Origin of the sequence: Rhizobium sp. Leaf341, from assembly GCF_001424325.1 — a bacterium.
In the GTDB taxonomy this organism is placed as follows: domain Bacteria; phylum Pseudomonadota; class Alphaproteobacteria; order Rhizobiales; family Rhizobiaceae; genus Ferranicluibacter.
Map to the genome: position 1 here is coordinate 487967 of NZ_LMPE01000015.1, position 25693 is coordinate 513659.

Below are 25693 nucleotides of genomic sequence, written 5' to 3' on the forward strand. Positions count from 1 at the left end.
CCGGAGAGCTCCGGTCGGCGTCAGGCCGCGGCGCCTTCAGCGATCTCGTCCGTTCGCTTGAAGCCGACAAGGTCGCAGACGGCCATGATCAGCGGCGAACGGTTCATGGTATAGAGGTGGAAATCCCGCACGCCCCTGCGGGCGAGATCGACGATCTGCTCCGCCGCGATATGGGTCGCCTCTTTGAAGCGCTCTTCGGGCGACTCGTCGAGATGCGCAAGACGCAGGGCGAGCGCCTCGGGAATGCGCGCACCGCAAAGACCCGCAAACTTCGAGACCTGCGAGAACAGGTTGATCGGCAGGATGCCGGGAACGACCGGTATCGAGATGCCCGCCTTGCGGACCCGCTCCAGATATCGCTCGAAGTCATTGTTGTCGAAGAAGAATTGCGTCAGGGCACGCGTCGCGCCATTGTCGACCTTGCGCTTCAGCATATCGATATCGGCATCGACGTCGGAACTCTCGGGATGCTTCTCGGGATAGGCGGAAACGGAAATCTGAAAGCGTCCACGCCGGGCGAGTGCCTCCACAAGCGCCGCCGCGTTTTCATATCCGCTCGGAAACGGCTGATACTGGGCGCCAATTCCCCCTTGCGGGTCGCCGCGCAGCGCCACGAAGTGCCGGACGCCGGCCGCCGCAAACTCGTCCACGACGGCATCCACCTCCGACCGCGTCGCCCCGACGCAGGTGAGGTGCGCGGCCGTGCTCGGAATGGCGCAATCGTCGATCAGGCGGCGCACGGTGGTCAGAGACCGTGCCTTCGTGGACCCGCCCGCCCCGTAGGTCACGCTGACGAATTCCGGTGCATAGGCATTCAGGGCCGCAGCCGTGCGGGTCAACTGCGCGTCCATCTCGTCGGATTTCGGCGGAAAATACTCGAAGGAGAGGCGCAGATCGCCGCGCTCGGCCGGGTAAAGCGTGCGGGTAGACATTCAGCGGGCTCCTGAAGCAAAACGCCGGGATTGATCGGCGGAGGACTCTGCGGGCTTGGCCGCGATCCAGATGGTAACGGTCAGCGGCGTCTCCTGCGCGGCCTTCGGCGAAAGATCGATGACGCGCTGGACGGAAAGGCCCGCCGTCTCGAGCCACTCGCCCATCACCTGATGCGAAAAGCCGAGACGCAGGTGGGCGTGATCCTGCCGCAGATGCTCGAGGGCATGCGGCGCGAGATCCACGATCGCCAGACGCCCTCCCGGCGCCAGAAGGCGCGACGCTTCCTCGATCGCCGCTTCCGGCGCCTCCAGGAAATGGAGAACCTGATGGATCGTCACCAGATCGAACTGGCGGCCATCGAGAGGTAGATTGAAGATATCGCCATGACGGACGGATGCCGTGGAGACACCGGTCCGATCCAGGTTGGCCCGGGCCACCGCCAGCATGTCACGGCTTGCGTCGACGCCCGTCGCGGTCTTGTAGAGCCCCTGGAAGAGCTGAAGGATCCGCCCGGTGCCGGTTCCGAGATCGAGAAGGCTCTCGACAGGCTCCGGCCCGACGGCCGCCACCAGCGCCGCCTCGACCTCCGCCTCGCTGACATGAAAGCGCCGCATCGCATCCCATTCGGCGGCGTTGCGGCTGAAATAGGCCTGTGCCCGATCGGATCGGGCCTGCTTCAGCGCGGCGAGCCGATCGCTGTCGCGGGCCAGAACCGCATCGTCCCCGTCCGCCGCCGCGAGAACCTGGCGGATCAGCGCGACACCTTCGCCCTGCCCCCGCAGCCGAAAATACGCCCAGGCACCCTCCTGGTAGCGATCGATCAGGGCCGCTTCGGTCAGAAGCTTAAGATGGCGGGAAATACGCGGCTGAGACTGCCCCAGGATCTCGGTGAGGTCCGTCACGGTCAGGTCACCGGCCGCCAGAAGGGCGAGCAGGCGGAAGCGCGTGGGCTCGCCCGCGGCCTTCAGCACGTCCACCACTTCCTCCAGCCGCAATCTGTTGTCGCTCACCATGCTCTTCCCATCAACACATAAAGATATGTTTATGTGATATTGGAAGGGGCTGCAAGCGGAAAGACGGCGTGGGGGCGATTTGCGGCGATCAAAAACGGCTCTGAGGCCGCCGGAGGCTGGGCCATCGCCGATGTATACGGCGCGACACAGTGGCAGGTCCGGTCGACCCGTGACGGGATCGGCAACGGTAGAGGATGGCATCGGTGCCGACGTCGCCGGGCCGGATCCCAAGCTGCACATTGGCAGCGAACATCTCAGACGCAGAAACAAGAACTCGAAGCGGAGCGCGAAGGCGGCAGCTCGAAGGACCCATGCCGGATCTCTCATGCCCCGAGGGCATGCCGGGAACCCGTCCCCTTTACAGCAGAAGGACGGGTTCCCGAGTCGATGGCAACCCGACGCTTAACGCGTCAGGCGCTTGTAGGTGACGCGGCGTGGATTGACCGATTCCGGGCCGAGACGGCGGACCTTGTCCTTTTCGTAATCCTCGAAGTTGCCTTCGAACCATTCGACATGGCTGTCGCCCTCGAAAGCCAGGATATGCGTTGCAAGCCGGTCGAGGAACATGCGGTCGTGGCTGATGATCACGGCGCAGCCGGCGAAGGCTTCCAGGGCCTCCTCAAGCGCCGAGAGCGTTTCGGTATCGAGGTCGTTCGTCGGTTCGTCGAGCAGGATGACGTTGCCGCCGTCCTTCAGCATCTTGGCGAGATGGACGCGGTTTCTTTGACCGCCCGACAGCGAGCCGACCTTCTGCTGCTGGTCCCCGCCCTTGAAGTTGAACGCACCGCAATAGGCGCGGCTGTTCATGTCGTACTTGCCGAGCTTGATGATGTCGTTGCCGCCGGAGATTTCCTCCCAGACGGTCTTGTCGCCACCGAGCGAGTCGCGGCTCTGGTCGACATAACCGAGATCGACCGTCTCCCCGACGGTGATCTTGCCCGTATCCGGCGTTTCCTGACCCGTGATCATGCGGAACAGGGTCGTCTTGCCGGCGCCGTTCGGGCCGATGACGCCGACGATGCCGCCCGGGGGAAGCTTGAACGTCAGGTTGTCGATCAGCAGGCGGTCGCCATAGCTCTTCGACAGGTTCTCGGCCTCGATGACGACCTGACCCAGCCGTTCACCGACCGGGATGACGATCTGTGCTTCGCCGGGCTTGCGGTTTTCCGCTGCTTCCACCAACTCGTCATAGGCGCGAATACGTGCCTTCGACTTGGCTTGACGCGCGCGGGGGCTGGAGGCGATCCATTCCTGCTCGCGGGACAGCGCCTTCTGCTTGGCGACGTCTTCGCGGCCTTCCTGCGCAAGACGCTTGGCCTTGGACTGCAGATAGGCGGAATAATTGCCCTCGTAGGGAATGCCGCGACCGCGGTCGAGTTCGAGTATCCAGCCCGTGACATTGTCGAGGAAGTAGCGGTCGTGGGTGATCATCATGACGGCACCCGGGTATTCCCGCAGGTGCTTTTCGAGCCAGGCGATCGTCTCGGCATCCAGGTGGTTGGTCGGTTCGTCGAGGAGCAGAAGGTCCGGCTGCGACAGGAGGAGCTTGCAGAGTGCGACGCGACGGCGCTCACCACCCGACAATGCGGTGACGTCGGCGTCTGCCGGCGGGCAGCGCAGCGCATCCATGGCCATCTCGACCTGGCTGTCGAGATCCCAGAGGTTCTGACTGTCGATGACGTCCTGCAGACGCGCGCCTTCGTCGGCCGTCTCGTCGGAGTAGTTCATCATCAGTTCGTTGTAGCGCTCGAGCACGGCCGTCTTGTGGGCGACGCCCTCCATGACGTTGCCGAGCACATCCTTGTCCGGATTGAGCTGCGGCTCCTGCGGCAGATAGCCGAGCGTCGCGCCCTCGGCGAGCCAGGCTTCGCCGGTATATTCCTTGTCGAGACCGGCCATGATGCGCAGGACGGTCGACTTGCCGGCCCCGTTCGGTCCGAGAATACCGATCTTCGCATCGGGGTAGAAGGAGAGATGGACGTTCTCCAGAACCTTCTTCGTGCCGTAGGCCTTGTTCAGCCCGGCCATGTGATAGATGAATTGACGCGCCATGCTCGATCAATGCTCCGCGGGAATTGGAATTTGGCCCGCTATGTAGGCGAATTGCGCCGGGGGAGCAATGACACCGGCCGTCATTTCCACCCCGATGCGGAATTGGAGCGCCCGCACGACGTCAACCGAAACACGTCGCGGTTCGGCAACCTTAAGGGCGCCCGATCGCAGCATCCGATGCGTCGTCGCTTGGTTCCTCTTCGGTTCCCGTCGTCTCGGATCCCGTCTTCCTGGCCCTCTCCTTCGAACCCGCCTTCCCAGCCGCAGCCCCCGCCGCTGCCGGACGCGGTGCAGACGGTTGACCGGCGGCATCGACCAGACCGACGCTGCAGCGCGAGGCGATCGGTGCGGCGCCAAGGATGGCCGCGGCGAAATCCGAGGCGTCGGTCATCGTCGGGGAGAGCCCGATCGTCAGCCCCGTCACCAGCGTCCGATCCCCGATCTTGCGGCATTGGAGACGCACACGCTGCCCTGCGCCGGCTGCAAAATCGGTGTCGAACGCGGCCCTCACCTCGGACTCGTGGATCTCCTGCCCGATCCGGTTGCGAAACAGCGCGCCGACGGCAGACCGGTTCACCGCCTCGAGCAGCCGGATCTGCAGAGAGAAATACGCCTCGGGTTCGAGCGTCTGGCAGCTCCCGCTTCGCAGCCACAGATGCCGGTCAAGCCCGGAAGCGACCCCCGGCATGGCGGAGGCAAGCCTCGCGCCGACGTCGGCCGAAAGCGGCACCTCCGGCAAAGCCAGCCAGTCATGCCTGCGATCCTGCATTCGAAGAGCGTCGGAGACCTTGCAGAAGCTGTTGCGGACCGGCCAGAGGCCGGCGAGCGTGAGTTCTGTCGCATCGGTGCGCCCGGAGGTCTGACCCACACATTCCGGACGACGGGCCTTGATCTCGCAAAAGGCAGGCAACCAGCTGAGCCCGAGAACCTGGCCGGTGCGTCCCGCTTCGGGCTTGCGCTTTCTGCGGTCCTGAACGGTGGCGGGATCGGCCGGCGCGGAGGAGGCCGTGCGCACCGCGTTGCCCGGGGAACCGGGCGCGTCGTGCGCGACGCCCGGACGGGAGAGGGACGCATCCGCCGCAACGGACGTGAGCGCGACAGCCGCGACATCCCCCGCTTGCGCACCGCCCGCCGCGCTTGCTAGCATCAGGGCAAATGCGAGGCAGCGGAGCGAACGACCGAGACAGGACCACGGATCGAGAGGCCTCGACCTTGGAAACGACGCAGACAAACCAGCGCGAACACCTGACGACATCATCTCGACCTCCAGAACAAAACGTGATCAATTAAGGTCTAAATAACGAATATTGCAAGCACGGAGTCGGTACGAGGTGTATTTTTTTAGAAAACGCTCATATTGACATCGCGGCGGCGCGGCGGGATAGTGCACGGGAGGCAGTTTATGGAGGGATCGATCGTGGCATTCGAGGACAGGCGGCTTGCCAGCCCGTCGGGTGCGGATCTCGCCGTCTATCATCTGCCGGCGACGACGCCGACGCGCGGTGTGCTGCTGGTCAACCACGGCGTGGCCGAGCATGGACGACGTTATATCGACTTCGCCCGGTCCATGGCGGCACAGGGTTTTGCTGTCTATGTGCATGATCATCGAGGGCATGGCGCGACGCGTTCTCCGGCGGAACTGCAAGGAAGATTTGCGCCCGATGGCGGCGTCGATGCGGTGCTGACGGACGTGGCGGCCGTCAGGAACGAGGCCGCATCCGAGCACCCTGGTCTTCCGATCATCCTCTTCGGGCATTCCATGGGCGGCCTGGTTGCCCTGAATGCCGCGGAACGCGATCCGGAACTGTACGACGGCCTCGCGATCTGGAACTCGAACTTCCATCCCGGCCTGCTCGGTCGTCTCGGGCAGCGCGTGCTGGCGATCGAGAGGATGCTGAAGGGATCGGACGTGCCGAGCCCGCTGATCGCCCGCTTCACCTTCGGCGAGTGGGCACGCTCCGTTGCGCATCGCCGGACGGATTTCGACTGGCTGTCGCGCAATCCCGCAGAGGTGGACGCTTACATCGCGGATCCCCTTTGCGGTTTCGACATTACGGTCTCGCTATGGGTCGAAATGCTCCGCATGTGCTTTGCGGGCGGAGAGCTCGATCGCCTTCGCCGGCTGCCGCCGCAAATGCCCGTGAACCTTGTGGGCGGCGGAGAGGACCCCGTCACCAAGAAGGGCAAGGCGACCGTCTGGCTCCAGGCCCGGATGAAGAAAGCGGGCCTGCAGAGGGTCACCACGATGATCTATCCGGGGGCCCGCCACGACACGCTGAAGGACACGGTCCGGGAACGCGCCATCCAGGCGTTCTCCGTCTGGTGCCTCGGTGTCATCGGGCGTCCCTCCGTCGGCACCTGATCGTCTGTATCGGTCCGCACATGTGCGGCTCCAGGATCCAGGCGATCGCCCGGCTCGGGCGGCTTCAGGACGGCGGAGCCGGGCAGGCAGAGCGGCGCTCGGCGCACTCTTATCCGCGGATGTGCTGGGTCTGCTGATAGACGGCGGTCGAGCGCGCGCCGGAACGGCAATAGCCGAGCATCGGGCGCTGGAACGTGTCGAGCGCGTCGACCATCTTGTGAACGGCTTCGGCCGTCACGCCGGCGGGGCCGACGGGGATATGCATCGTTTCGATGCCGAGGGCGTGGGCGCGCTGCTCGATCTCGGCATAGTCCGGCTGGCCCGGCTGCTCGTGGTCCGGACGGTGGCAGACGATCGACTTGAAGCCGAGCGCCTTGATTTGGTCGAGGTCGGCGGCCGTGATCTGGCCGGTTACGGAATATTCGTCATTGATCGGGCGGATGTCGTCCATGCAGGTTCTCCTCGACGCGCGGCGTGCCGCAAGCTTCGTTGCCGACGATGTAGGACGCCTTTGCCGCGCAGGTCAATCAGCCCGGTCCGCCCCGGCCGCATCGACAAGGCCGAACATCAGCTCATACGCGATCGCCGCACCCGGCATGAGCAGGACGAGCGCGCCGCTCTGCGACAGCTCGGAGCGCTTGGCGATCCGGTGCGACACCGGCTCGATGCTGACCACGTCGGCGGCGTCCCTCTGGCAACGCCACATCTGGAGAAACGGCAGTCCGTCGGTTTTGAAGGATATGTCGAGCGAGCGGTTCGCAAGCGCCGCAAACGGGCCGACCCGCATCTTCGCCCAGCCGTCCGGGCCAAGGGACACCGCGCCGGCCGGAAACAGAACATGCGCGCTTTCGCCGTCGCCGAATCGCCAGGTCATGGCTCCGTTCGGAATCATGGCGCCGCTGATGCGGGTCTGATCATCAAAGAAGCGTCCCGCAATATTGATGTGATACATCCACATGGGCGGAAACGGCCTGTCGCCGATATTCTCGACCCGATCCCGAAGATGAACCGATCCCTGCTTTATCGACCAGCGGCGATCGAGCCGGGCCTTGCCGCCATCGGCCAAGGCGATATCGACCATCGCCCGGCACGTGGTGTCGCTCGCCTCCCACGGGGTCCGGTCGACCGGCGTCCCCGACAGCGAACCGTGAAGCGGATAGCGCCCTCCGCCGTCCGTGGGCTCGGGATGCCGGATATGATCCGGACCGCAGGTGAAAAGAAAACCCTTTAACGCCTGATCGATGCGCGGATCCCCGTCGGACGGGATCGCATCTCCCGGCGAGAGGTCTGTCCCGTCGATGACCAGTGCCGCCACATCCATGGCGGAGGCAGGATCGAGCAGCAGTGTGACCACCTGCCCTCCATGGCTGTCGTCCAGTCGCATCGTCTCCCCTTCCCAAGGCGCCATCCCGTGCCGATCGCGCCTTGGACGGCGCACCCACACATGGTTAGCAGTTCTTTAACGTTGAATTCAGGCTTTTCATATTAACGTCCCATTCCGCTTGTAGCTCGCGGGACGGCCCGCCCATCAACAGGTTCCCGCCTATCAACAGGTATTCACGTGACGATCGCTCCGAGACGCATCTCCTCCCTTCTTCTGGCCGCCCTCATGGCGGCGAGCCTCGGGCCGGCTTCCACGCCGGCTGCGGCCCAGTCCCGCATCGTGCTGTCGCCCGATCAGGTCCTGGTGACGCCGCAGGGGGATGTTCTCGACTACGTCCCTGAAAACGGCGAGGTCCGCGTGATGCGCGATGCCAGAGGCCGCACGGTCCTCGTGGACAATTGGGGCAATATCGTCGCCACCGTGATGGGATCGCGTGGCGCCAACGCGGGACGCCGCCGCGCCGCGCCCGATTCCTATGGCGCCGAACCCTATGGCGACGAGGCCTTCGGCGGTCGCCCCCGGAGGGAGCGGGTCTACGGCAACGGCACCTTCGGCGATGAAGCCGATCGCGACCGGCCCTATGTCCGCGGGCGTGACGGCGCAAACGGCGTTCCGGATTACCGCAATTTCGTGCCGCCGGGCGTGGAGCGTGGCGATCTTCCCGCCGCAGACGAAACGCTCCCCGACGAAAACGACATGGCCGCCCTGCCACCCGAACAGCCTCCGGCCTCGCAGGGCACCACCCTGCCCCGCGCAGCCACGATCACCCGCAAGTCCAGTGCGGAAATCACCGCCCTGCAGGTGTTTCTCGATCGCGAAGGTTTTTCGCCCGGCGTCATCGACGGCAAGAACGGCTCGAACGTCACCAAGGCGATCGAGGCCTGGCAGCAGGCGACCGGCGAAACGCTCGACCCGAACAACACGGAAGACATCCTTGAACGCCTGCGCTTGAGCGGCGGCCTCGCCATCACGACCTACACCATCACGGCCGCCGACGCCGCGGGTCCCTATGTCGCGGAGATCCCGGAAGACTATGCGCACAAGGCCCTGCTTCCGCACATGTCCTTCACCTCGACCACGGAAATGCTCGGCGAGCGCTTCCACATGGACGAAGCCTATCTGCGCGAACTGAACCCCGGGGTCGATTTCACCATTCCCGGCACCATCATCAAGGTGATCAATCCGGGCGAGCCGAAGACCGGCAAGGTCACGCGCATCGTCGCAGACAAGCCGCGGAAGCAGGTCTTCGCCTACGACGAATCGGGCGCGTTGATCGCTGCCTATCCGGCAACGATCGGCTCATCGGACACGCCGTCGCCGTCCGGCACCGTGCAGGTCGATCGGATCGCGCTCAATCCGGGCTATACCTACAATCCGAAGATCAACTTCAAGCAAGGCGAGAACGACAAGGTCCTCACCTTGCAGCCGGGCCCGAACGGCCCCGTGGGTACGGTCTGGATCGCGCTGTCGAAGCCGACCTACGGCATCCACGGGACGCCCGAGCCGTCCAAGATCGGCAAGACCCAGAGCCATGGCTGCGTGCGACTGACCAACTGGGATGCGACGGAACTCGCGAAGATGGTAAGCGTCGGCACCACGGTGGAGTTCCTCGACTGATCGTCGACACGGGGATGGCTCGATCGCGCTGCGAGACGGCAGGGTAGAGCCGCGGTCGCAAACCCCGGGGCATTGTCGCGGCTCATCACGTCATCTGCGATTGTCATGAGGCGTCGGAGACCAAGATCGGCTATCTCTGCGCAGCAGAGCTCTGGACACAACAAGGATGCCCGCATGGCGGACGAACGCGCGCGTTACAAGATCGGGCCGAACCTCTGGCATGCGACCGCGCCGCCCCCGCCGCAGACCGCTTCTCTCGAGACGCATGTGACAGCGGACGTCGCCATTGTCGGCGGCGGTTTCACGGGGCTCTCGACGGCCCTGCATCTCGCGGAACAGGGCGCCGACGTCGTCCTCATCGAGGCCCGGATGATCGGCTTCGGTGGGTCGGGCCGCAATGTCGGCCTTGTCAATGCGGGCATGTGGACGAAGCCGGCAGACCTGATCGCCACGCTCGGAAAAGAGCCGGGCGAGCGCCTGCTGCACGCCCTTGGCGATGGCCCCTCTCTCGTCTTTGATCTGGTCGAGCGCCACGACATCCCGTGCGAGGCGGTGCGCCACGGCACGCTGCATATGGCGGTGGGCGCCGAGGGCCTGTCGGACATCACGGACCGGCAGGCGCAATGGGCCGCGTTCGGCGCGCCAGTCGAACTGCTCGACAAGGACCAGGCCCACCGGCTGACCGGTGCCGAAGGTTTTGCGGGCGGCCTTCTCGACCGCCGCGCCGGCACGATCCAGCCTTTGGCCTATGCCCACGGGCTGGCGCATGCGGGTGTCAAGGCCGGCGTCCGTCTCTTCACGGAAACGCCCCTTCAGGAGGCCACCCGGACCGGGGCCAACTGGGTGCTGAAGACCCCGGCCGGCAGCGTCACCGCACCGAAGGTCGTGCTGGCCACCAATGCCTATGGGACGCTGGTCGAGGGGATGCCCTGGCAGGCGTCCGCCACGGAACTGACGATTCTTCCGTATTTCCAGTTCGCCACGAAGCCGCTTTCGGCCAATGTTGCGGCCGCGATCCTGCCCGAGCGCCAGGGTTGCTGGGACACCGGTCTCGTCATGACCTCGTTTCGGATGGACAAGCAGAATCGCCTCATCTTCGGCAGCATCGGACGCCTCGACGCCATGGCCACGGGGACGCATCGCGGATTTGCCAGGCGCTCGCTTGAAGCGCTCTTCCCCCAGCTCGGCGCCATCGATTTCGAATATTGGTGGGACGGCCGCATCGGCATGACCACCAATGCCCTGCCCCGCCTCCACACGGTGGCGCCCGATGTGCTTTCGGTCAGCGGCTACAATGGTCGCGGCATTGCACCGGGTACGGTCTTCGGCCGGGCCCTGGCCCATCACATCGCCGGTGGCGCCCATGCGATGCCGCTCGACGAGACGCCGGTGACGCCCGATCCGTTGCGGGCGGTCAAGTCGGCCTTCTATCATGTCGGCGCGCAGGCGAAGCACCTGATCGACCGGCGCTTCTAATGCCTGTCGCCCGAACGTGTGCAGCGGTTTCGGGTAACGCCATGCATCAAAACAAGACCTTAAAGCGCGCTGCGTGAATCCTTTTCGCGCAGCGCGCTTCCAAAGGCGCAGTCGTGGAAGGCGGACGCGACATGGAGGATGCCGCGTCTTCCGCGAGATGGGTCAGGCCGCGCGACGAAAGGCGCGGGTGACATGGAGCGGCACGAGGCGCCGGACTTCCTCGGCAAACAGGCGGGCATTCTCCCGCGCCTTGTCGAGATTGCTCACACGTGCCGGGTCCATGGTCTGCAAGGTGCCGCCGCAGTCGAACACGTCGCGAAAAGCCGCGCGCTCGATGATCGGAGTTTCCAGGACGCGCACATTGCGACTGGCAAGGAGCCCCTTGACCACCTGCAGCGCCCGCGTCGTGACAAGCGAACTGACCCGCGTCAACACCACCGAATGGTCGATGCGCACGCCGGCCTGCTTTTCAAGCTGCGCCAGCAGTTCCAGAACCTGCGCGCCGCCCTTGGCATCCATGGAACAGCCCTGGATGGGGATGAGCACGTGATCGGAAAGTCCGATGGCGGTTGCGAGCAGGCTGTTGCGTGCGCCGGCCAGATCGATCACGAAATAGTCGGTGCTGCGTCGGTTTTCGATAATGTGGCCCTGGATCGAGGCCATGGAAATTTCGGAGATGACGTCGATGTTCGGGACGCGACCCGAGATCTCGTGCCAGGTCGATATCCAGCGCTGCGGATCGGCGTCGAGCACCGTGACGCTATTGCCGCCGCGGGCAAGCTCGGTTGCGAGAATAAGCGCGGCTGTGGTCTTGCCTGCGCCGCCCTTCGTGTTGGCGAGTGTAATGACTGGCATGGAAACCTCTTTGGGGACGCAAAGCCCCGGTTTGCCCCGCAATCAGCTCCAGCCCCTGAAGCCGCTTCGGTTAACCAAATCTTTCAAATCGTGGTTAACGAAGTGTTAACGCGCCATACGAGAACCAATGAGAGACAGCCTGGCGCAGGCTTTAGAAACGCTGCGCCAGGCGGGTGTTCAAGAGGGCTCAGATCGTCTCGATGAACAGCGCTCGCGCCGCGTCCAGCGTCAGTTCGACCGGGTTCCCACCCGCCGTTGGATCGACGATGGCCATCTCGGCCATGCGGTCGATCTGGTCCGTTCCGACGCCGAGCCCGGACAGCGCCTCGGGGACGCCGAGGCTTGCACGCAGCTCGAGCACATAGGCTGCGAAACCATCGAACCCACCGGAGATGCCGAGATAGGCCGCTGCCCGCGCAATCTTCTCCTCGATGACCGGCCGGTTGAAGCGCAGCACCGCCGGCATCACCACGGCATTGGTCATGCCGTGGTGCGTGTTGTAGATCGCGCCGACCGGATGCGAGAGCGCATGGATTGCGCCGAGTCCCTTCTGGAACGCGACCGCCCCCATGGCCGCGGCGCTCATCATGTTGGCGCGCGCTTCGATATCCTGGCCATCGGCAACCGCACGCGGCAGGTATTCCTTCACGAGCCGCATGCCTTCAAGCGCGATGCCCTGGGACATGGGATGGTAGAAGGGCGACGAGTAGGCCTCCAGGCAATGGGCGAAGGCGTCCATGCCTGTTCCCACCGTGATGACCTTGGGCATGCCGACCGTAAGCTCGGGATCGCAGATCGTGACGGCGGGAAGGAACTTCGGATGGAAGATGACCTTTTTCGTATGCGTCACATGATCCGTGATGACGCTGGCGCGGCCGACCTCCGACCCGGTGCCCGCCGTGGTGGGGACCGCGATGATCGGCGCGATGCCGGGAACGGACGCGCGCGTCCACCAGTCGCCCACGTCCTCGAAGTCCCAGACCGGCCGTGTCTGGCCCGCCATGAAGGCGACGGCCTTGCCGAGGTCGAGCCCCGAGCCGCCACCGAAAGCAACGACGCCATCGTGCCCGCCTGCGTGGAAAGCCTTTACCCCGGCTTCCAGGTTCAGATCGTTGGGATTGGGATCGACATCCGCGAAGATGGCGCGACCGAGGCCGGCGGCCTCCAGAAGATCGAGGGCGTTCTGCGTGATCGCCATCGGCGCCAGGCCGCGATCCGTCACCAGCAGCGGGCGCTTCATGCCGACGGCCTTGCAGTGCTCCGCGAGTTCCTTGATTCGCCCTGCCCCGAACTTGATGGCGGTCGGGTAGCTCCAGTTAGCGGTAATGGTCATGCCGTGACTTTCTTCAGATGGTAGGATTTCGGCCGGGTCAGATTGTGAAAGCCGAAGACGGAGAGCGAACCGCCGCGACCGGTCTCCTTGACGCCGGTCCAGCAGAGCGCGGGGTCCAGGTAGTCGGCGCGGTTCATGAAGACGGTGCCTGTCTCGATCTCGGCGCCGATGTCCGCTGCCCGTTCCGGGTCCTGCGTCCAGAGCGATGCGGTCAGCCCGTATTTGCAGTCGTTCATCAGGGCGAGCGCCTCGGCGTCGTTCCTGACCTTCATGATGCCGACGGCCGGGCCGAAGGTTTCCTCGGTCATGAACTCCATCGAGTGGTCCACGTCGACGAGGATCTGGGGCGCGAGATAGGCGCCGCCGTCATCGGCGGGAAACAGCTTCGGGTCGATCATCGCGCGTGCGCCCTTTGCGACGGCGTCGGCGACCTGCGCCCGCACCACTGCGGCGAAGCGCTTGTTGGCCATCGGACCGAGGGTCGTTTCCGGATCCAGCGGATTGCCGAGCCTGTAGTTCGAAACCCAGGCGACCGACTTCTCCACGAAATCGTCATAGAGACTTTCATGCACGTAGATGCGCTCGATGCCACAGCAGCACTGGCCGGAATTGTAGGTCGCGCCATCCATCAGCGTGTCGACCGCCGCATCGAGATCGGCATCCTCCATGACATAGCCCGGGTCCTTGCCCCCCAGCTCGAGCCCGAGACCGGTAAAGGTGCCCGCTGCCGCGCGCTCGATGGATCGCCCACCCTCCACGGAGCCCGTGAAGTTGACGAAGTCGAAGGCCTTGGCGGCGATCAGGCGCGCACTTGTCTCATGATCGAGGAACAGGTTCTGGAACACGTCCTCGGGCATGCCGGCCTCGGTGAAGGCGCGCACCATGCGCTCCCCGACCAGCAGCGTCTGGCTCGCATGCTTGATGACCACGACATTGCCGGCCATCAGAGCGGGCGCGATCGTGTTGATCGCGGTCATGTAAGGATAATTCCAGGGCGCGATGACGAAAACGACGCCATGCGCCTCGCGCACGATCCGGCGCTCGAAACGCTCGCTCTCCTCGATCACCATCGGCTTCATGGCGTCGGCGGCGATCGAGGCGACGTAATTGGAGCGCTCGTTGAAGCCGCGGAACTCGCCGCCATACTTGACCGGACGTCCCATCTGCCAGGCAAGCTCCGGCACCACCTCGTCCGCCATCTCGTTCAGCCGGGTCACGCCCTTGAGCACGAGTTGCACGCGCTCCTCGAGCGGTCGTTTCGCCCACATCTTTTGTGCCCTGCGCGCGCGGGCGATGGCCGCGGCCGCAGCCTCGTAGGGCATGGCCTCGCGCTCGGCATAGACCGAGCCGTCGACCGGCGAAATGCATTGAATCATCGTCATCATCAACTCCAGAGGAAGTCGGCCCGCAGGCCGTCGTCTCGACGCGGGGGATGCCGAGACATGGCGCACCCCGACGGGTTTTGCAATCACGCGCGCTCGAAACCGCGCGCGACCTCCCAATCCGTGACGCGGCGATCGTACTCTTCCTGCTCCCAGGTGCCGGCTCGCGTATAGTGGTCGATCACCGCGTCGCCAAACGCCGCCCGCAGCATGGACGAATGCGTCATGAGGTCCGTCGCGTGCCGCAATGTCTTCGGGATCTCGCGAATGTCCTTGCCGGAATAGGCGTCGCCCACGAAGGGCGCCTCGAGCTCCAGCTTGCCCTCGATCCCGGCGATCCCGGCGGCGAGCAAGGCAGCCATCGCGAGATAGGGGTTGAGGTCGGAACCGCCGACCCGGCACTCGATGCGGATGCCCTTCGTACCTTCACCGCAGAGCCGGTATCCTGCCGTGCGGTTATCCTTGGACCAGACGGCCTTGGTCGGTGCGAAGGTGCCGGCCATGAAGCGCTTGTAGGAATTGATGTAGGGCGCGAGGAAATAGGTGATCTCGCCCGCATGGGTCAGCAGGCCGGCGACGTAGTGGCGCATGGTGTCCGACATGCCGTATTCACCCTTCTTGTCGAAGAAGTGGGACGTCTTGCCGTCGAGACTCCAGAGCGACTGGTGGATGTGCGAGGACGAGCCCGCCGCGTTCATGTGCCATTTGGCCAGGAAGGTGATGGCCTTGCCTTTGGACCAGGCAATCTCCTTGCAGCCGTTCTTGATGATGACGTGCCGGTCCGCCATAGCCAGCGCTTCGGCATAGCGGACATTGATTTCTTCCTGTCCCGCCGACGCCTCGCCCTTGGAGTTTTCGACCGGGATACCCGCTCCCTGCAGGCCCTTGCGGATCGCCCGCATCACGTCCTCCTCCTTGGTCGTCTGGAAGATATGGTAGTCCTCGTTGTAGCCGCTGACGAGCTTCAGGTCGCGATAGCCGCTTTCGCGGGCATGATCATAGGACTGGTCGAACAGGAAGAATTCGAGTTCGCTCGCCATGAAGGCCTTGAGCCCCATGGCTTCCAGCCGCTTCACCTGCCGCTTGAGAATGGCGCGTGGAGAGTGCGGGACCTCTTCGTGCGTGTGATGGTCGAGCATGTCGCAGAGCACCAGCGCCGTGCCTTCAAGCCAGGGAATCCGGCGAAGCGTGCTCAGATCGGGCTTCATCGTATAGTCGCCATAGCCGGACTCCCAGCTGGTCGATTTGTACCCGGACACCGTCTCCATCTCGAGATCGGTCGCCAGCAGATAGTTGCAGCTGTGGGTCTCTTCGAAGGCGCTTTCGACGAAGTATTCGGCCTGGAAGCGTTTGCCCATGAGGCGGCCCTGCATGTCGATCTGGCAGGCGAGAACCGTGTCGATCCGCCCCTCGGCGACGTCGGTCTTCAGGTCTTCGAACGAATATGTCATCGGGCATCCTGTCTGCGTGGGTCGAAAGCTCAAAGGGGTGTGCGGGGCGGCACCCGGCATATCGGGTGCCGCCGTGTCGGGCGGGGGTGCTACGCTTGGCCGACGGCCTTTTCGGCTGCCGCGATCTCGGCCGCGCGGCGCTTGACCTCCTCGCCGATCGGCGGACCGCGGAAGCGGCGCTTTTCGAAGCCGAACCAGATCACGCCGGTCAAAAGGAGGAAGCCGACCGTGACATAGAGCGCCGCGGTGTTCGGCGGCTGAACGCCGAGGACGAAGATCAGAATCATGGCCAGCACGGTCAGGCCCGCAAAGAGCTTGAACACGCCTTCCCCGAGGTTCCACGGTCCCTGTGCGGGCCACTTGGACGTCCCCCAGGCAAACAGACCGAGCGTGATCGGAATGGCGAAGGAGAAGAAGAGGAAGATGACCGTGCAGGAAACGACGATCGTGTAGACCGGCGTCTCGCCGATGGTGATCAGCGACGAACCCCAGACGAACAGCACCGAGAGGATCGACCCGGTCCAGATGGCCGAAACCGGCGTCCGGAATTTCGGGCTGACCTTGGCGAGGGCCTTCGAGGCCGGCAAGCCGCCGTCCCGCGAGAAGGCGAAGATCATGCGCGAGACGGACGTGACCGTCGCCAGGCCGCAAAGCCATTGGCAGAGCAGGATCGCGAGATAGAGCACATCCTTCACGATCGGGTTCATCTGCGTGTCCATCGACCAGAAGAACACGTTCCAGCCCTGCGCCGCGGCGGCCGTCATGCCGTCGACGACGGTGCCGTCGGCAAGCGGCGCCTGTGCCGGGATCATCAGCACGAAGGAGCACAGCATGATGTAGCCGAAGAGGGCCGACCAGAGCACCGAGGAGATCATGCCGCGTGGCACCGACGTCGCCGCCTTGACCGTTTCCTCGGACGTGTGGGCCGACGCGTCGTAGCCGGTGATCGTGTAGATCGGCAGCAGCAGGCCGAGCAGGAAGACCCAGGCGGAGGACGTCTCCGGCCAGACATCGCCGCCGGCCGCGCCCGAGAAGTTGGAGAAGGTGAAGAGCCGGGCGATGTCGTAGCTGTCGGCAGAAATCAGGCAGGCCAGCGACAGCAGGATCGCGGTGACGAAGATCAGGTAGCCGGAGAAATCCGTGAGCTTCGCCGTTGCGCCGATGCCCATGTGGTTGATCAGCGCCTGCAGGCCGGTGATGACCACCAGGAACAGCATCTGGATCGTGATGCTGTTCTCCAGCCCGAAATACGGGGTGCCGAACGTGCCCATGAAGAAGTAGTAGGTGCCGACATTGATGGCGCCGAGCACGGTGACGAGGCCGAGCAGGTTGAACCAGGCCGTCAGCCAGCCCGTGAAGCGGTTCCCGAGGATCGATCCCCAGTGGTAGAGCCCGCCGGCCGTCGGGTAGGCCGACGAAATCTGCGCCATGGCGACGGCGAAGACGAAGGAGACGAAGCAGCCGATCGGCCAACCGATGCCGATCGCGGCACCGCCTGCCCCGGCGGTCGCCTGCGCCAGCGAATTGATGCCGCCGGAAAGAATGCAGATGATCGAAAAGGACACGGCGAAATTGGAAAACGAACTCATCCGCCGCTCGAGTTCTTGCGCGTACCCCATGGAATGCAGGACCTGAAGGTCCGCGTGCTTGTCGACGTCGCTATAGTCGGACATGATTTTCCCCTCTGAACGCTCGGCGCCGGGCGGTATTGCCGGATGCCGGTGCAGCGGCGCGCGACCCTCATGGCGCACGGACGCTGCAACGCTTGATCGTGCTGCGTGTGCCCCGTTTTTCAGGTTCTTTCCGAGGTCTTCACGCAGTCGTGCCAGTGCTCCCGCCAACCGGGCGGGAACGGTTTCCGCGGACAAGCCGCTCCCCGGGTCTTTTAGGTTTCGAGACTCGCCAGGGCTCTGCCCAGATGAGTCCCGATATAGCCGGCCAGGACCCTCTGGCCGTCTTTGGTTGCGATGAGATCGTTGCGGATCTCGATCATCACGTTGAGCAGGCCATTGTGGACGCCGTGCTCGATCAAGGTATGCGTCACGCCGTCCTGCGGCCCGTAGGGCTCGTTGCGACGGGTAACGAAGGCGTCGTCTCCTGCGGCATCGCTCAGAAACGCATCGGCGAGCCGACGGTCGCTATCATGCAGGATGCCCACCTCGACCTCCCGCGGCTGCCCGTGCCAGACGGGCGTGAAGGAGTGCAGCGTGACGATAACGGGCGGCCGACCATTTGCAACCCGTGCAGCGATGAGTTCGGACAGGCTCGTGCGGAACGGGCTGTAGATCTCCTGCGTGCGCACCAGACGCTCGGCGTCCGACAGCGCGGCATTGCCCGGAATATCGAAGATCTCGCTGAGGCGAGGCATCGCGCTCGGCGAGTCCGGCGGGCGGTTGCAATCGTAGACGAGCCGGGAAAAGCGCTGGTAGAGGAGCGTTGCATCGAGCGCGTGCGTCAGCAGCCGGCAAACGGCCAGGGCGCCCGGGTCCCAGGCGATATGGCTTTCGAGCGCTTCCGCCGAAAGCCCCAGCGTGCCCAGCCGCTCCGGGAGACGCCGCGAGGCATGCTCACAGACGAGAAGGATGCGGGAACCAGCCTCCGCATTCTCCAGCGCCACCGGCGCACCATCCTCGACGGTCAAAAGCGCACCCACACCCGGCTCCGTCCTTCGCCCGCCGTCATGACGGGTCCCACTGACTGAAGAGAATTCTTCACAATCCCGTGTCTGTCAATTGCAAACTGAAACGATCTCTTCACGCACCCCATTGACTCCGATTGTGACAGCGATGTTTACTCTGTCACACAAGGCTGGCGAAGATCGGCCTGAGGGGAAAATCGTGATCAGCACCGAAACACACAAGACGGTGTCGGACGTGATCGCCGCGAACTTCACCGCATTGACGCGGGCGGAGAAGCAACTGGCGGAAACGTTGCTCGACAACTATCCCGTTTCCGGGCTCGGCAGCATCACGACCGTGGCCGAGAACGCGGGCGTCTCGACGCCCACCGTTGCGCGCATGGTACAGAAACTCGGCTTTCGCGGCTTTCCCGACTTTCAGGCCCGGCTGCACCAGGAGCTGGAAGCGACGATCTCCAACCCGATCAGCAAGCATGATCGGTGGGCGACGAATGCGCCCGGCACGCACATTCTCAACCGTTTCGCCGATGCCACCATCAACAATCTGCGCGCCACGCTTGCGCAGATGGAAACGCAGGATTTCGACGGCGCCGCCGCGCTCGTCGCAGACCCGAAGCGGCGCGTCTACCTGATCGGCGGGCGGATCACGCGGACGCTGGCCGACTACGTCTTCACGCATCTGCAGGTGATCCGCGCCGGCGTCACCCTGATCGCGTCCGGCTCCAGCCCCTGGCCCCACTACGTGCTCGACATGAAGAAAGGCGACGTTCTCGTCGTGTTCGACATCCGGCGCTACGAGCAGGAACTGGAGACGATGGCAAAGGCTGCTCGCGCCCGCGGCGCAGAGATCATCCTGTTTACGGATCAGTGGTCTTCCCCTGTCGCCAAGTCCGCGGCCAAGGTCTTTCGCGTTCACATCGAGGCGCCATCGGCCTGGGACAGCTCCGTCGTCACCCTCTTCACCGTCGAGGCGCTGATCGAAGCCGTCCAGAACTCGATCTGGGAGGAAACCCGGGACCGGATGAAGGCGCTGGAGACGTTGTTTGACGCCACACCGTTGTTTCGAAAGCCTTTTCAGGAGAAAAAGGGGTGAAATCGGATACCCGGCAACGCCAACCCTGAAGACAGGGGTTTAGCCGGGAAACAAAGCCTGAAACCGTCCACCGCGACTGTCATAGAAGCTTCATGACGCCGCTCTATCAGCTTGACCCACCGGGTCGGAAACCCCGGCCTAACAAACCACCCGCCTAACAAACCCGCCGCCTAACAAACCCAAGGAGACTTTCGTGCTGTCAAAGACCCACCGCCTTCTGTCGCTGACATCGGCGATGCTTGTCGCCTCCACCGCCCTTGCCGCCGCTGCGCCGAGCGAGGAGCTGATCGCTGCCGCCAAGAAGGAAGGCACGCTCACGACCATCGCGCTTCCGCACAACTGGTGCGGCTATGGCGACGTCATCGCCGGCTTCAAAGCCAAGTACGGCCTCGAGGTCAACGAACTGAACCCCGACGCCGGCTCCGGTGACGAGATTGAGGCGATCAAGGCCAACAAGGGCAATACGGGCCCGCAGGCGCCCGACGTGATCGACGTCGGCCTCTCCTTCGGCCCGTCGGCCAAGGCCGAAGGCCTGATCCAGCCCTACAAGGTCTCGACCTGGGACTCGATCCCCGACAGCGCCAAGGATGCCGAAGGCTACTGGTACGGCGACTATTACGGCGTGCTCTCCTTCGTCGTGAACACCGACATCGTCAAGGACGTGCCGAAGGACTGGGCCGACCTGAAGAAGGCCGACTACGCCAACGGCGTTGCGCTCGCTGGCGACCCGCGCGCGTCCAACCAGGCCGTTCAGGCTGTCTACGCGGCGGGCCTTGCGGCCGGCGAGAAGGATGCGACGAAGGCCGGCACCGCTGGTCTCGCCTACTTCGGCGAACTGAACAAGGCCGGCAACCTCGTGCCCGTCATCGGCAAGTCGGCATCGCTTGCACAGGGCTCGACCCCGATCGTCATCGCCTGGGACTATAACGGTCTCTCCTGGCGCGACAGCCTCAACGGCAACCCGCCGGTCGAGGTCGTCGTTCCCACGAGCGGCGTCGTCGCCGGCGTCTACGTTCAGGCCATCTCCGCCTTCGCCCCGCATCCGAACGCCGCGAAGCTGTGGATGGAATATCTGTATTCCGACGAAGGTCAGCTTGGCTGGCTGAAGGGTTACTGCCACCCGATCCGCTTCAACGACCTGGCCAAGAACAACAAGATCCCGAAGGAAATGCTCGACAAGCTGCCGCCGGCCGCTGCCTATGAGAAGGCCGTGTTCCCGACGCTCGACGAGCAGGCGGCTGCCAAGGCCGAAATCACCGGCAAGTGGGACAGCGTCGTCGGCGCCAACGTCAAGTAAGCCGGATCGCGTCCAGCATCCGACAACCGCCTCTCCGCACACTGCGGGGAGGCTCGCCATACGACCTCCCGAACGAAAGCTCGCCGATGAGCACAGTGACAACGCCGATCCCGAAATCGGTCCCCAGCATCAACAAGGACCGGATCATCGACTGGCTGGGCATCGCGCCCTTCATGCTCTTTGCCGTGTTGTTCCTGCTGGCGCCGACCTTCTATCTGGTCATCGGCGCCTTCTTCACGCCGGACGGGCAGCTGACGCTCAAGAACATCACCGACCTGTTCACACCGTCGATCCTGTCGGCCTACTGGATCTCGATCCGCATCTCGCTGGCTTCGGCTCTCGGCGGCGCCCTGATCGGCTTCTTCCTGGCCTGGGCGGTCGTGCTTGGCGGACTGCCGACCGCGGTGCGCTCGACCCTCCTCACCTTTTCGGGTGTCGCCTCGAATTTCGCAGGCGTTCCCCTCGCCTTCGCCTTTTTGGCCACCCTTGGCCGGACAGGGCTGGCAACCGTGCTTCTGCGTGACTGGTTCGGCTTCAATCTCTATTCCACCGGCTTCAATCTCCTCAGCTTCACCGGCCTGACGCTGACCTATATGTATTTCCAGATTCCGCTGATGGTCCTCATCCTGACCCCAGCGCTCGACGGCATGAAGAAGGAATGGCGCGAAGCCTCCGAGATCTTGGGCGCGACCAACCGGCAATACTGGACCATGGTTGCCCTGCCGATCCTGTGGCCGAGCCTTCTCGGCACGACGCTCCTCCTGTTTGCCAATGCCTTCGGCGCCATCGCCACCGCCTATGCGCTGACCGGCAGTTCGCTCAACATCGTGCCGATCCTGCTCTATGCGCAGATCCGCGGCGACGTTCTGCACAATCCCAACCTCGGCTATGCCATCGCGCTCGGCATGATCGTCATCACCGGCGTGTCCAACGTGCTCTACCTCATGCTGCGCATGCGTGCCGAGAGGTGGCAGAAATGAAGACGAACCGGATCGGCGCCTGGATCGCCATGGCCATCGGGGCGAGCTATTTCGTCATTCCCCTGATCGGCACGTTCGAATTCTCCCTGCGCATGCGCCGCGGCGAGTATTCTTTCGACGCCTATCGCTCTGTGTTCTCGGACATGCAGTTCCGCGAAACCTTCGGCTACTCCATGCTGATGGCGCTGCTGACGATCATCTTCGGCATGCTGCTCGTCGTTCCCACGGCGTACTGGGTGCGTCTGCGTCTGCCGCAGATGCGGCCGGTGGTGGAGTTCATCACGCTTCTGCCGCTGGTCATTCCCGCCATCGTCATCGTGTTCGGCTATCTGCGCATGTACAATTCGTCCTCCGTGCTGCCGCTCACCGGCTCGACGACAGGGACGAACGTGCTGCTGGTGTTCTCCTACATCACCCTGTCGCTGCCCTACATGTACCGCGCCGTCGATACGGCCATGCGGGCGATCGACGTTCGCACGCTGACGGAAGCAGCCCAGAGCCTCGGCGCCAGCTGGGGGACCATCCTGTTCCGCTGCATTTTCCCGAACGTCATGAGCGGCGTGCTCTCCGGGGCCTTCATCACGCTTGCCATCGTGATGGGCGAGTTCACCATGGCGGCGCTGCTGAACCGTCCGGCGTTTGGCCCATACCTGCAGCTCGTCGGCGCCAACAAGGCCTACGAACCGTCGGCGCTCGCCGTCATCGCCTTCTCCATCACATGGCTCTCCATGGGCCTCCTCAATCTCGTCTCGCGCTTTGGCAAGTCCGCCCCCGCCAAGGCATAAAGGTCAAAGGCTCCATGTCGTTTCTTACCCTGACCCATATCCGGAAATCCTTCGGCCAGACGCAGGTCGTGCACGACTTCGACATGGCGATCGAGAAAGGCGAATTCGTCTCGTTTCTCGGTCCGTCCGGATGCGGAAAGACCACGGTCCTGCGTATGATTGCAGGCTTCGAGACCCCCTCTTCCGGCACGATCATGATCAACGGCCGGAACCAGACCGAGCTGAAGCCGAACCAGCGCAATATCGGCATGGTGTTCCAGGCCTACGCGCTGTTTCCCAACATGACGGTCCGCGACAACGTTGCCTTCGGCCTGAAGGTCGCCGGCGCGCCGAAGCCCGAGATCGACGCGCGTGTGAAGGAGATGCTTGCGCTCATCCATCTCGAGCATCTCGCGGATCGCTATCCCTACCAGATGTCCGGCGGACAACAGCAGCGCGTGGCGCTCGCGCGCGCCCTGGCGCCGAAGCCGCAGGTCCTGCTGCTCGACGAGCCCCTTTCGGCACTGGATGCGAAGATCCGTGTCTCGCTGCGCGAAGAGATCCGCATGATCCAGCAGAAGCTCGGCATCACCACCGTCTTCGTCACGCATGATCAGGAAGAGGCGCTGTCGATTTCCGATCGGATCGTCATCATGAATGCGGGACGCGCCGACCAGATCGGAACGCCGTTCGAGATCTACAACCGTCCCGCCACCCGCTTTGTCGCCTCTTTCGTCGGAACGTTGAACCTGATCGAGGCCACGGTGCTGGACCCTGCGGCAAACCGCATCGCCATCGGTGACCAGGGCATCACGCTGCGGGAACCGCTCGGCGCGGCAAAGGCCGGCGACACGGTTTCACTCGCACTGCGGCCGGAAGCCGGGTCCATCGCCGCGGACGCCAAGGGCGACACGGCGTTGACCGGCAGCGTGGTTGCCAGCAACTTCCTCGGCTCCGTCATCCGCACGCGGATGAAGATTGGCGAGAGCGTCATCTCGTTCGACACGTTCAACAACCCCGGCGTGAAGCCGCCTGCGATCGGCGAAACGGTAACCCTGCGCTTCACGGCAGGCGACCTCCTCATCGTCCGGGAATAGTTTTCTGCAAAAATGGCGCTTCGGGAAAAAAGTAGATTTGATCCCCTGCTGCAGATGCTTATAGTCATCAAGTACGTTCTCAGGGCGGGGCGAAACTCCCCACCGGCGGTAACAGGCGGAAATGCCTGGAGCCCGCGAGCGCTTCAGGTCTGCCGGCATATGCCGCACGGCATGAAGGTCAGCAGATCCGGTGTGATTCCGGGGCCGACGGTATAGTCCGGATGAAAGAGAGCAAACGGCAGGGCAGGCTCGTCATGGGCCTGGTCGCGGCCGCGTGTTCGCCCAAGGGATCCCGTCGAACGGCTAACCCTTGAAAGGCCACTTGCATGACCATCCTCTCCCACCCCACACAGAAAATCGCCGTCATCCGCGCGCGCTGGCATTCCGCCATCGTCGACCAGTGCGTCAACGCCTTCGTCTCCCGCTGGCAGGACCTTGGCGGCGACGCGGCCGATGTCGAGATCTTCGACGTTCCCGGCGCATTGGAAATCCCGCTTCACGCGCAGACCCTGGCAAGAACCGGCAGGTTCTCCGCCATTCTCGGCACCGCCTTCGTCGTCGATGGCGGCATCTACCGGCATGACTTCGTCGCCTCCACCGTGCTCGACGGCATGATGCGCGTTTCTCTCGATACGGGCGTACCGGTGCTCTCCGCGGTCCTGACCCCGCATCATTTCCAGGAGTCCGAGGCGCACATCCGCTTCTTCACCGATCATTTCGTGATCAAGGGTGGCGAAGCAGCCCATGCGGCACGCCAGATTCTCGCAGCGCGCGCCGAGATCGCTCTCTCGAAGGTCGAAGCGACAGCCTGACCGGCCACCGCGTCCAGCCGGCGTCGGCCCGCTTCGCCGGGTGACGCCATGGCGTTCGATGTCGCAATCGGCATCGAACGTCTCGCCGCGTGTCCGTGTCGGCGCTCGAGACGTGGCCCGAGACGTGATCGAAGCCTGCATCAGCGTCCCGCCGCAAGCGACTCTGAAGATACAGGAAATCCGCGTCGTTCACGCTCTGCACGAACGCCCTGATTCTGATCCTGAGGATCCTGGCGTATCCGGCACATCGCTTGCTCGCGAAACTACACGAAATCGCGATTTGACGCCGGCATCGGATCGGCCCACATTCCGGCCATACCCCCGCAACATCACGACGCGTCGCCAGCCGATCGAGCCCTTCGCGCCATCAGGGATTGCCGCATGTTGAAGACCTCTCGTTCCAATCTCCGTCGCAACCTCACCGGGGGCGTCCTCGGTGCGTTCGCGCTGACCGCTCTGATCATCGCCGTCACCGCCGTGCGCGCCGGCGCCGCCGAGGAAGCCGTCGTCATCCCACCCCCCAGCATCGATGTGAAGACCTCGGCCAAGACCGAAAAGGCCGTCTTTGCCGGCGGTTGCTTCTGGGGTGTGCAGGGCGTGTTCCAACACGTGAAGGGCGTCACCAACGCTGTGTCCGGCTATTCCGGCGGCGCGAAGGACACCGCGTCCTACGAAACCGTCAGCGGCGGCAAGACCGGCCACGCCGAAGCCGTCGAAGTGACCTTCGACCCGTCGCAGATCAGCTACGGCCAGCTTCTGCAGGTGTTCTTCTCCGTGGCCCACAATCCGACGCAGCTGAACTATCAGGGGCCGGATCACGGCACGCAGTACCGCTCGGCCATCTTCACGCTCAGCCCCGAGCAGAAGAAGGTCGCAAGCGCCTATGTCGCGCAGCTCGACACGGCGAAGGTGTTTCCGGACAAGGTCGTCACGGAGGTCGACGACCTCAAGGGCTTCTATACGGCGGAGGCCTACCACCAGGATTTCCTGACCCTGAACCCGGACTATCCCTACATCGTCTATAACGACCTGCCGAAAATCGAAAACTTGAAGACCGTTTTCCCGACGGTCTACCGCGATAAGCCGGCTTTGGTTTCGCAGGCCAAGGGCTGAGACTTTAAGGACCGCCGCGGGCTTGATCGCCCGCGGCGGCC

22 protein-coding genes and 1 riboswitch are annotated in these 25693 nt (G+C 64.0%); of the genes, 10 read left to right on the plus strand and 12 right to left on the minus strand.

The window, feature by feature from the left end:
* Positions 1-20 precede the first annotated feature (20 nt).
* The 4 genes from metF to ASG03_RS17055 form a co-directional block, all read right to left on the minus strand.
* On the minus strand, positions 21-932 hold the full coding sequence (gene metF / locus ASG03_RS17040) for a methylenetetrahydrofolate reductase [NAD(P)H] (protein WP_062694701.1): 912 nt from the start codon (positions 930-932) through the stop codon (positions 21-23).
* Positions 933-1946 (minus strand): ArsR/SmtB family transcription factor, encoded by a 1014-nt coding sequence (locus tag ASG03_RS17045; RefSeq protein ID WP_062474205.1) that lies wholly within the window; start codon positions 1944-1946, stop codon positions 933-935. It abuts the gene before it with no gap.
* A 402-nt stretch (positions 1947-2348) separates the two neighbouring features.
* Positions 2349-3998 (minus strand): energy-dependent translational throttle protein EttA, encoded by a 1650-nt coding sequence (gene ettA, locus ASG03_RS17050; protein ID WP_062474207.1) that lies wholly within the window; start codon positions 3996-3998, stop codon positions 2349-2351.
* 151 nt (positions 3999-4149) lie between these two features.
* Positions 4150-5145, minus strand: coding sequence for a ribonuclease T2 family protein (locus ASG03_RS17055; protein ID WP_082475820.1), 996 nt, complete (start codon positions 5143-5145; stop codon positions 4150-4152).
* Between the two features lie 255 nt (positions 5146-5400).
* Between ASG03_RS17055 and ASG03_RS17060 the strand changes: the two genes are divergently transcribed.
* On the plus strand, positions 5401-6360 hold the full coding sequence (locus tag ASG03_RS17060; protein ID WP_062474211.1) for an alpha/beta fold hydrolase: 960 nt from the start codon (positions 5401-5403) through the stop codon (positions 6358-6360).
* A gap of 109 nt (positions 6361-6469) precedes the next feature.
* On the opposite strand, the gene ASG03_RS17065 is transcribed toward ASG03_RS17060, so the two are convergent.
* Together ASG03_RS17065 and ASG03_RS17070 are read right to left on the minus strand one after the other, a co-directional pair.
* Positions 6470-6811: a TIGR01244 family sulfur transferase gene (locus ASG03_RS17065; RefSeq protein WP_062474213.1), complete on the minus strand. Its 342-nt coding sequence runs from the start codon at positions 6809-6811 to the stop codon at positions 6470-6472.
* 72 nt (positions 6812-6883) lie between these two features.
* Positions 6884-7744 (minus strand): DUF4432 family protein, encoded by an 861-nt coding sequence (locus ASG03_RS17070; RefSeq protein WP_062694703.1) that lies wholly within the window; start codon positions 7742-7744, stop codon positions 6884-6886.
* Positions 7745-7969: 225 nt separating this feature from the next.
* Here ASG03_RS17070 and ASG03_RS17075 point away from each other — a divergent pair, with 225 nt between their 5' ends.
* The gene (locus ASG03_RS17075; RefSeq protein ID WP_082475821.1) at positions 7970-9361 is read left to right on the plus strand and encodes a L,D-transpeptidase family protein; all 1392 of its coding nucleotides are present in this window, start codon (positions 7970-7972) and stop codon (positions 9359-9361) included.
* Positions 9362-9535: 174 nt separating this feature from the next.
* Positions 9536-10837, plus strand: a complete 1302-nt coding sequence (locus ASG03_RS17080; RefSeq protein ID WP_062694704.1) for an NAD(P)/FAD-dependent oxidoreductase — start codon at positions 9536-9538, stop codon at positions 10835-10837.
* A 162-nt stretch (positions 10838-10999) separates the two neighbouring features.
* Here the strand turns inward: ASG03_RS17080 and ASG03_RS17085 are convergent, their stop codons facing one another.
* The 6 genes from ASG03_RS17085 to ASG03_RS17110 all read right to left on the minus strand — a co-directional run bounded on the left by ASG03_RS17085 (position 11000) and on the right by ASG03_RS17110 (position 18511).
* On the minus strand, positions 11000-11692 hold the full coding sequence (locus tag ASG03_RS17085) for a ParA family protein (protein ID WP_062694706.1): 693 nt from the start codon (positions 11690-11692) through the stop codon (positions 11000-11002).
* A 187-nt stretch (positions 11693-11879) separates the two neighbouring features.
* Positions 11880-13025, minus strand: a complete 1146-nt coding sequence (locus ASG03_RS17090) for an iron-containing alcohol dehydrogenase (RefSeq protein WP_062694708.1) — start codon at positions 13023-13025, stop codon at positions 11880-11882.
* Positions 13022-14407: an aldehyde dehydrogenase family protein gene (locus tag ASG03_RS17095; protein ID WP_062695279.1), complete on the minus strand. Its 1386-nt coding sequence runs from the start codon at positions 14405-14407 to the stop codon at positions 13022-13024. The genes ASG03_RS17090 and ASG03_RS17095 overlap by 4 nt, the downstream gene beginning before the upstream one ends.
* A gap of 86 nt (positions 14408-14493) precedes the next feature.
* Positions 14494-15858, minus strand: a complete 1365-nt coding sequence (locus tag ASG03_RS17100; RefSeq protein ID WP_062474225.1) for a glutamine synthetase family protein — start codon at positions 15856-15858, stop codon at positions 14494-14496.
* A gap of 89 nt (positions 15859-15947) precedes the next feature.
* On the minus strand, positions 15948-17531 hold the full coding sequence (locus ASG03_RS17105; protein WP_062694710.1) for an amino acid permease: 1584 nt from the start codon (positions 17529-17531) through the stop codon (positions 15948-15950).
* A gap of 212 nt (positions 17532-17743) precedes the next feature.
* Complete coding sequence (locus tag ASG03_RS17110) at positions 17744-18511, minus strand: N-formylglutamate amidohydrolase (protein ID WP_062694712.1); 768 nt, start codon at positions 18509-18511, stop codon at positions 17744-17746.
* A 133-nt stretch (positions 18512-18644) separates the two neighbouring features.
* Between ASG03_RS17110 and ASG03_RS17115 the strand changes: the two genes are divergently transcribed.
* The 7 genes from ASG03_RS17115 (at position 18645) to msrA (ending at position 25652) form a co-directional block, all read left to right on the plus strand.
* A complete protein-coding gene (locus ASG03_RS17115) occupies positions 18645-19589 on the plus strand; it encodes a MurR/RpiR family transcriptional regulator (protein WP_082475822.1) in 945 nt (314 codons plus the stop codon).
* 193 nt (positions 19590-19782) lie between these two features.
* Positions 19783-20886, plus strand: a complete 1104-nt coding sequence (locus ASG03_RS17120) for an ABC transporter substrate-binding protein (protein WP_062474231.1) — start codon at positions 19783-19785, stop codon at positions 20884-20886.
* A gap of 86 nt (positions 20887-20972) precedes the next feature.
* Positions 20973-21866 (plus strand): ABC transporter permease, encoded by an 894-nt coding sequence (locus ASG03_RS17125; RefSeq protein WP_062694714.1) that lies wholly within the window; start codon positions 20973-20975, stop codon positions 21864-21866.
* Positions 21863-22651, plus strand: a complete 789-nt coding sequence (locus ASG03_RS17130; RefSeq protein ID WP_062474235.1) for an ABC transporter permease — start codon at positions 21863-21865, stop codon at positions 22649-22651. The genes ASG03_RS17125 and ASG03_RS17130 overlap by 4 nt, the downstream gene beginning before the upstream one ends.
* A 14-nt stretch (positions 22652-22665) precedes the next feature.
* Positions 22666-23727 (plus strand): ABC transporter ATP-binding protein, encoded by a 1062-nt coding sequence (locus ASG03_RS17135; protein WP_062474237.1) that lies wholly within the window; start codon positions 22666-22668, stop codon positions 23725-23727.
* A 71-nt stretch (positions 23728-23798) separates the two neighbouring features.
* Positions 23799-23964, plus strand: a riboswitch (FMN riboswitch).
* Positions 23965-24053: 89 nt separating this feature from the next.
* Positions 24054-24539 carry a 6,7-dimethyl-8-ribityllumazine synthase gene (locus ASG03_RS17140; RefSeq protein ID WP_062474240.1) on the plus strand — a complete coding sequence of 162 codons (486 nt, stop codon included), beginning with the start codon at positions 24054-24056 and terminating at the stop codon, positions 24537-24539.
* Positions 24540-24920: 381 nt separating this feature from the next.
* Entirely contained in the window at positions 24921-25652 is a 732-nt protein-coding gene (gene msrA, locus ASG03_RS17145) for a peptide-methionine (S)-S-oxide reductase MsrA (RefSeq protein WP_062474242.1), read from the plus strand.
* Positions 25653-25693 lie beyond the last annotated feature (41 nt).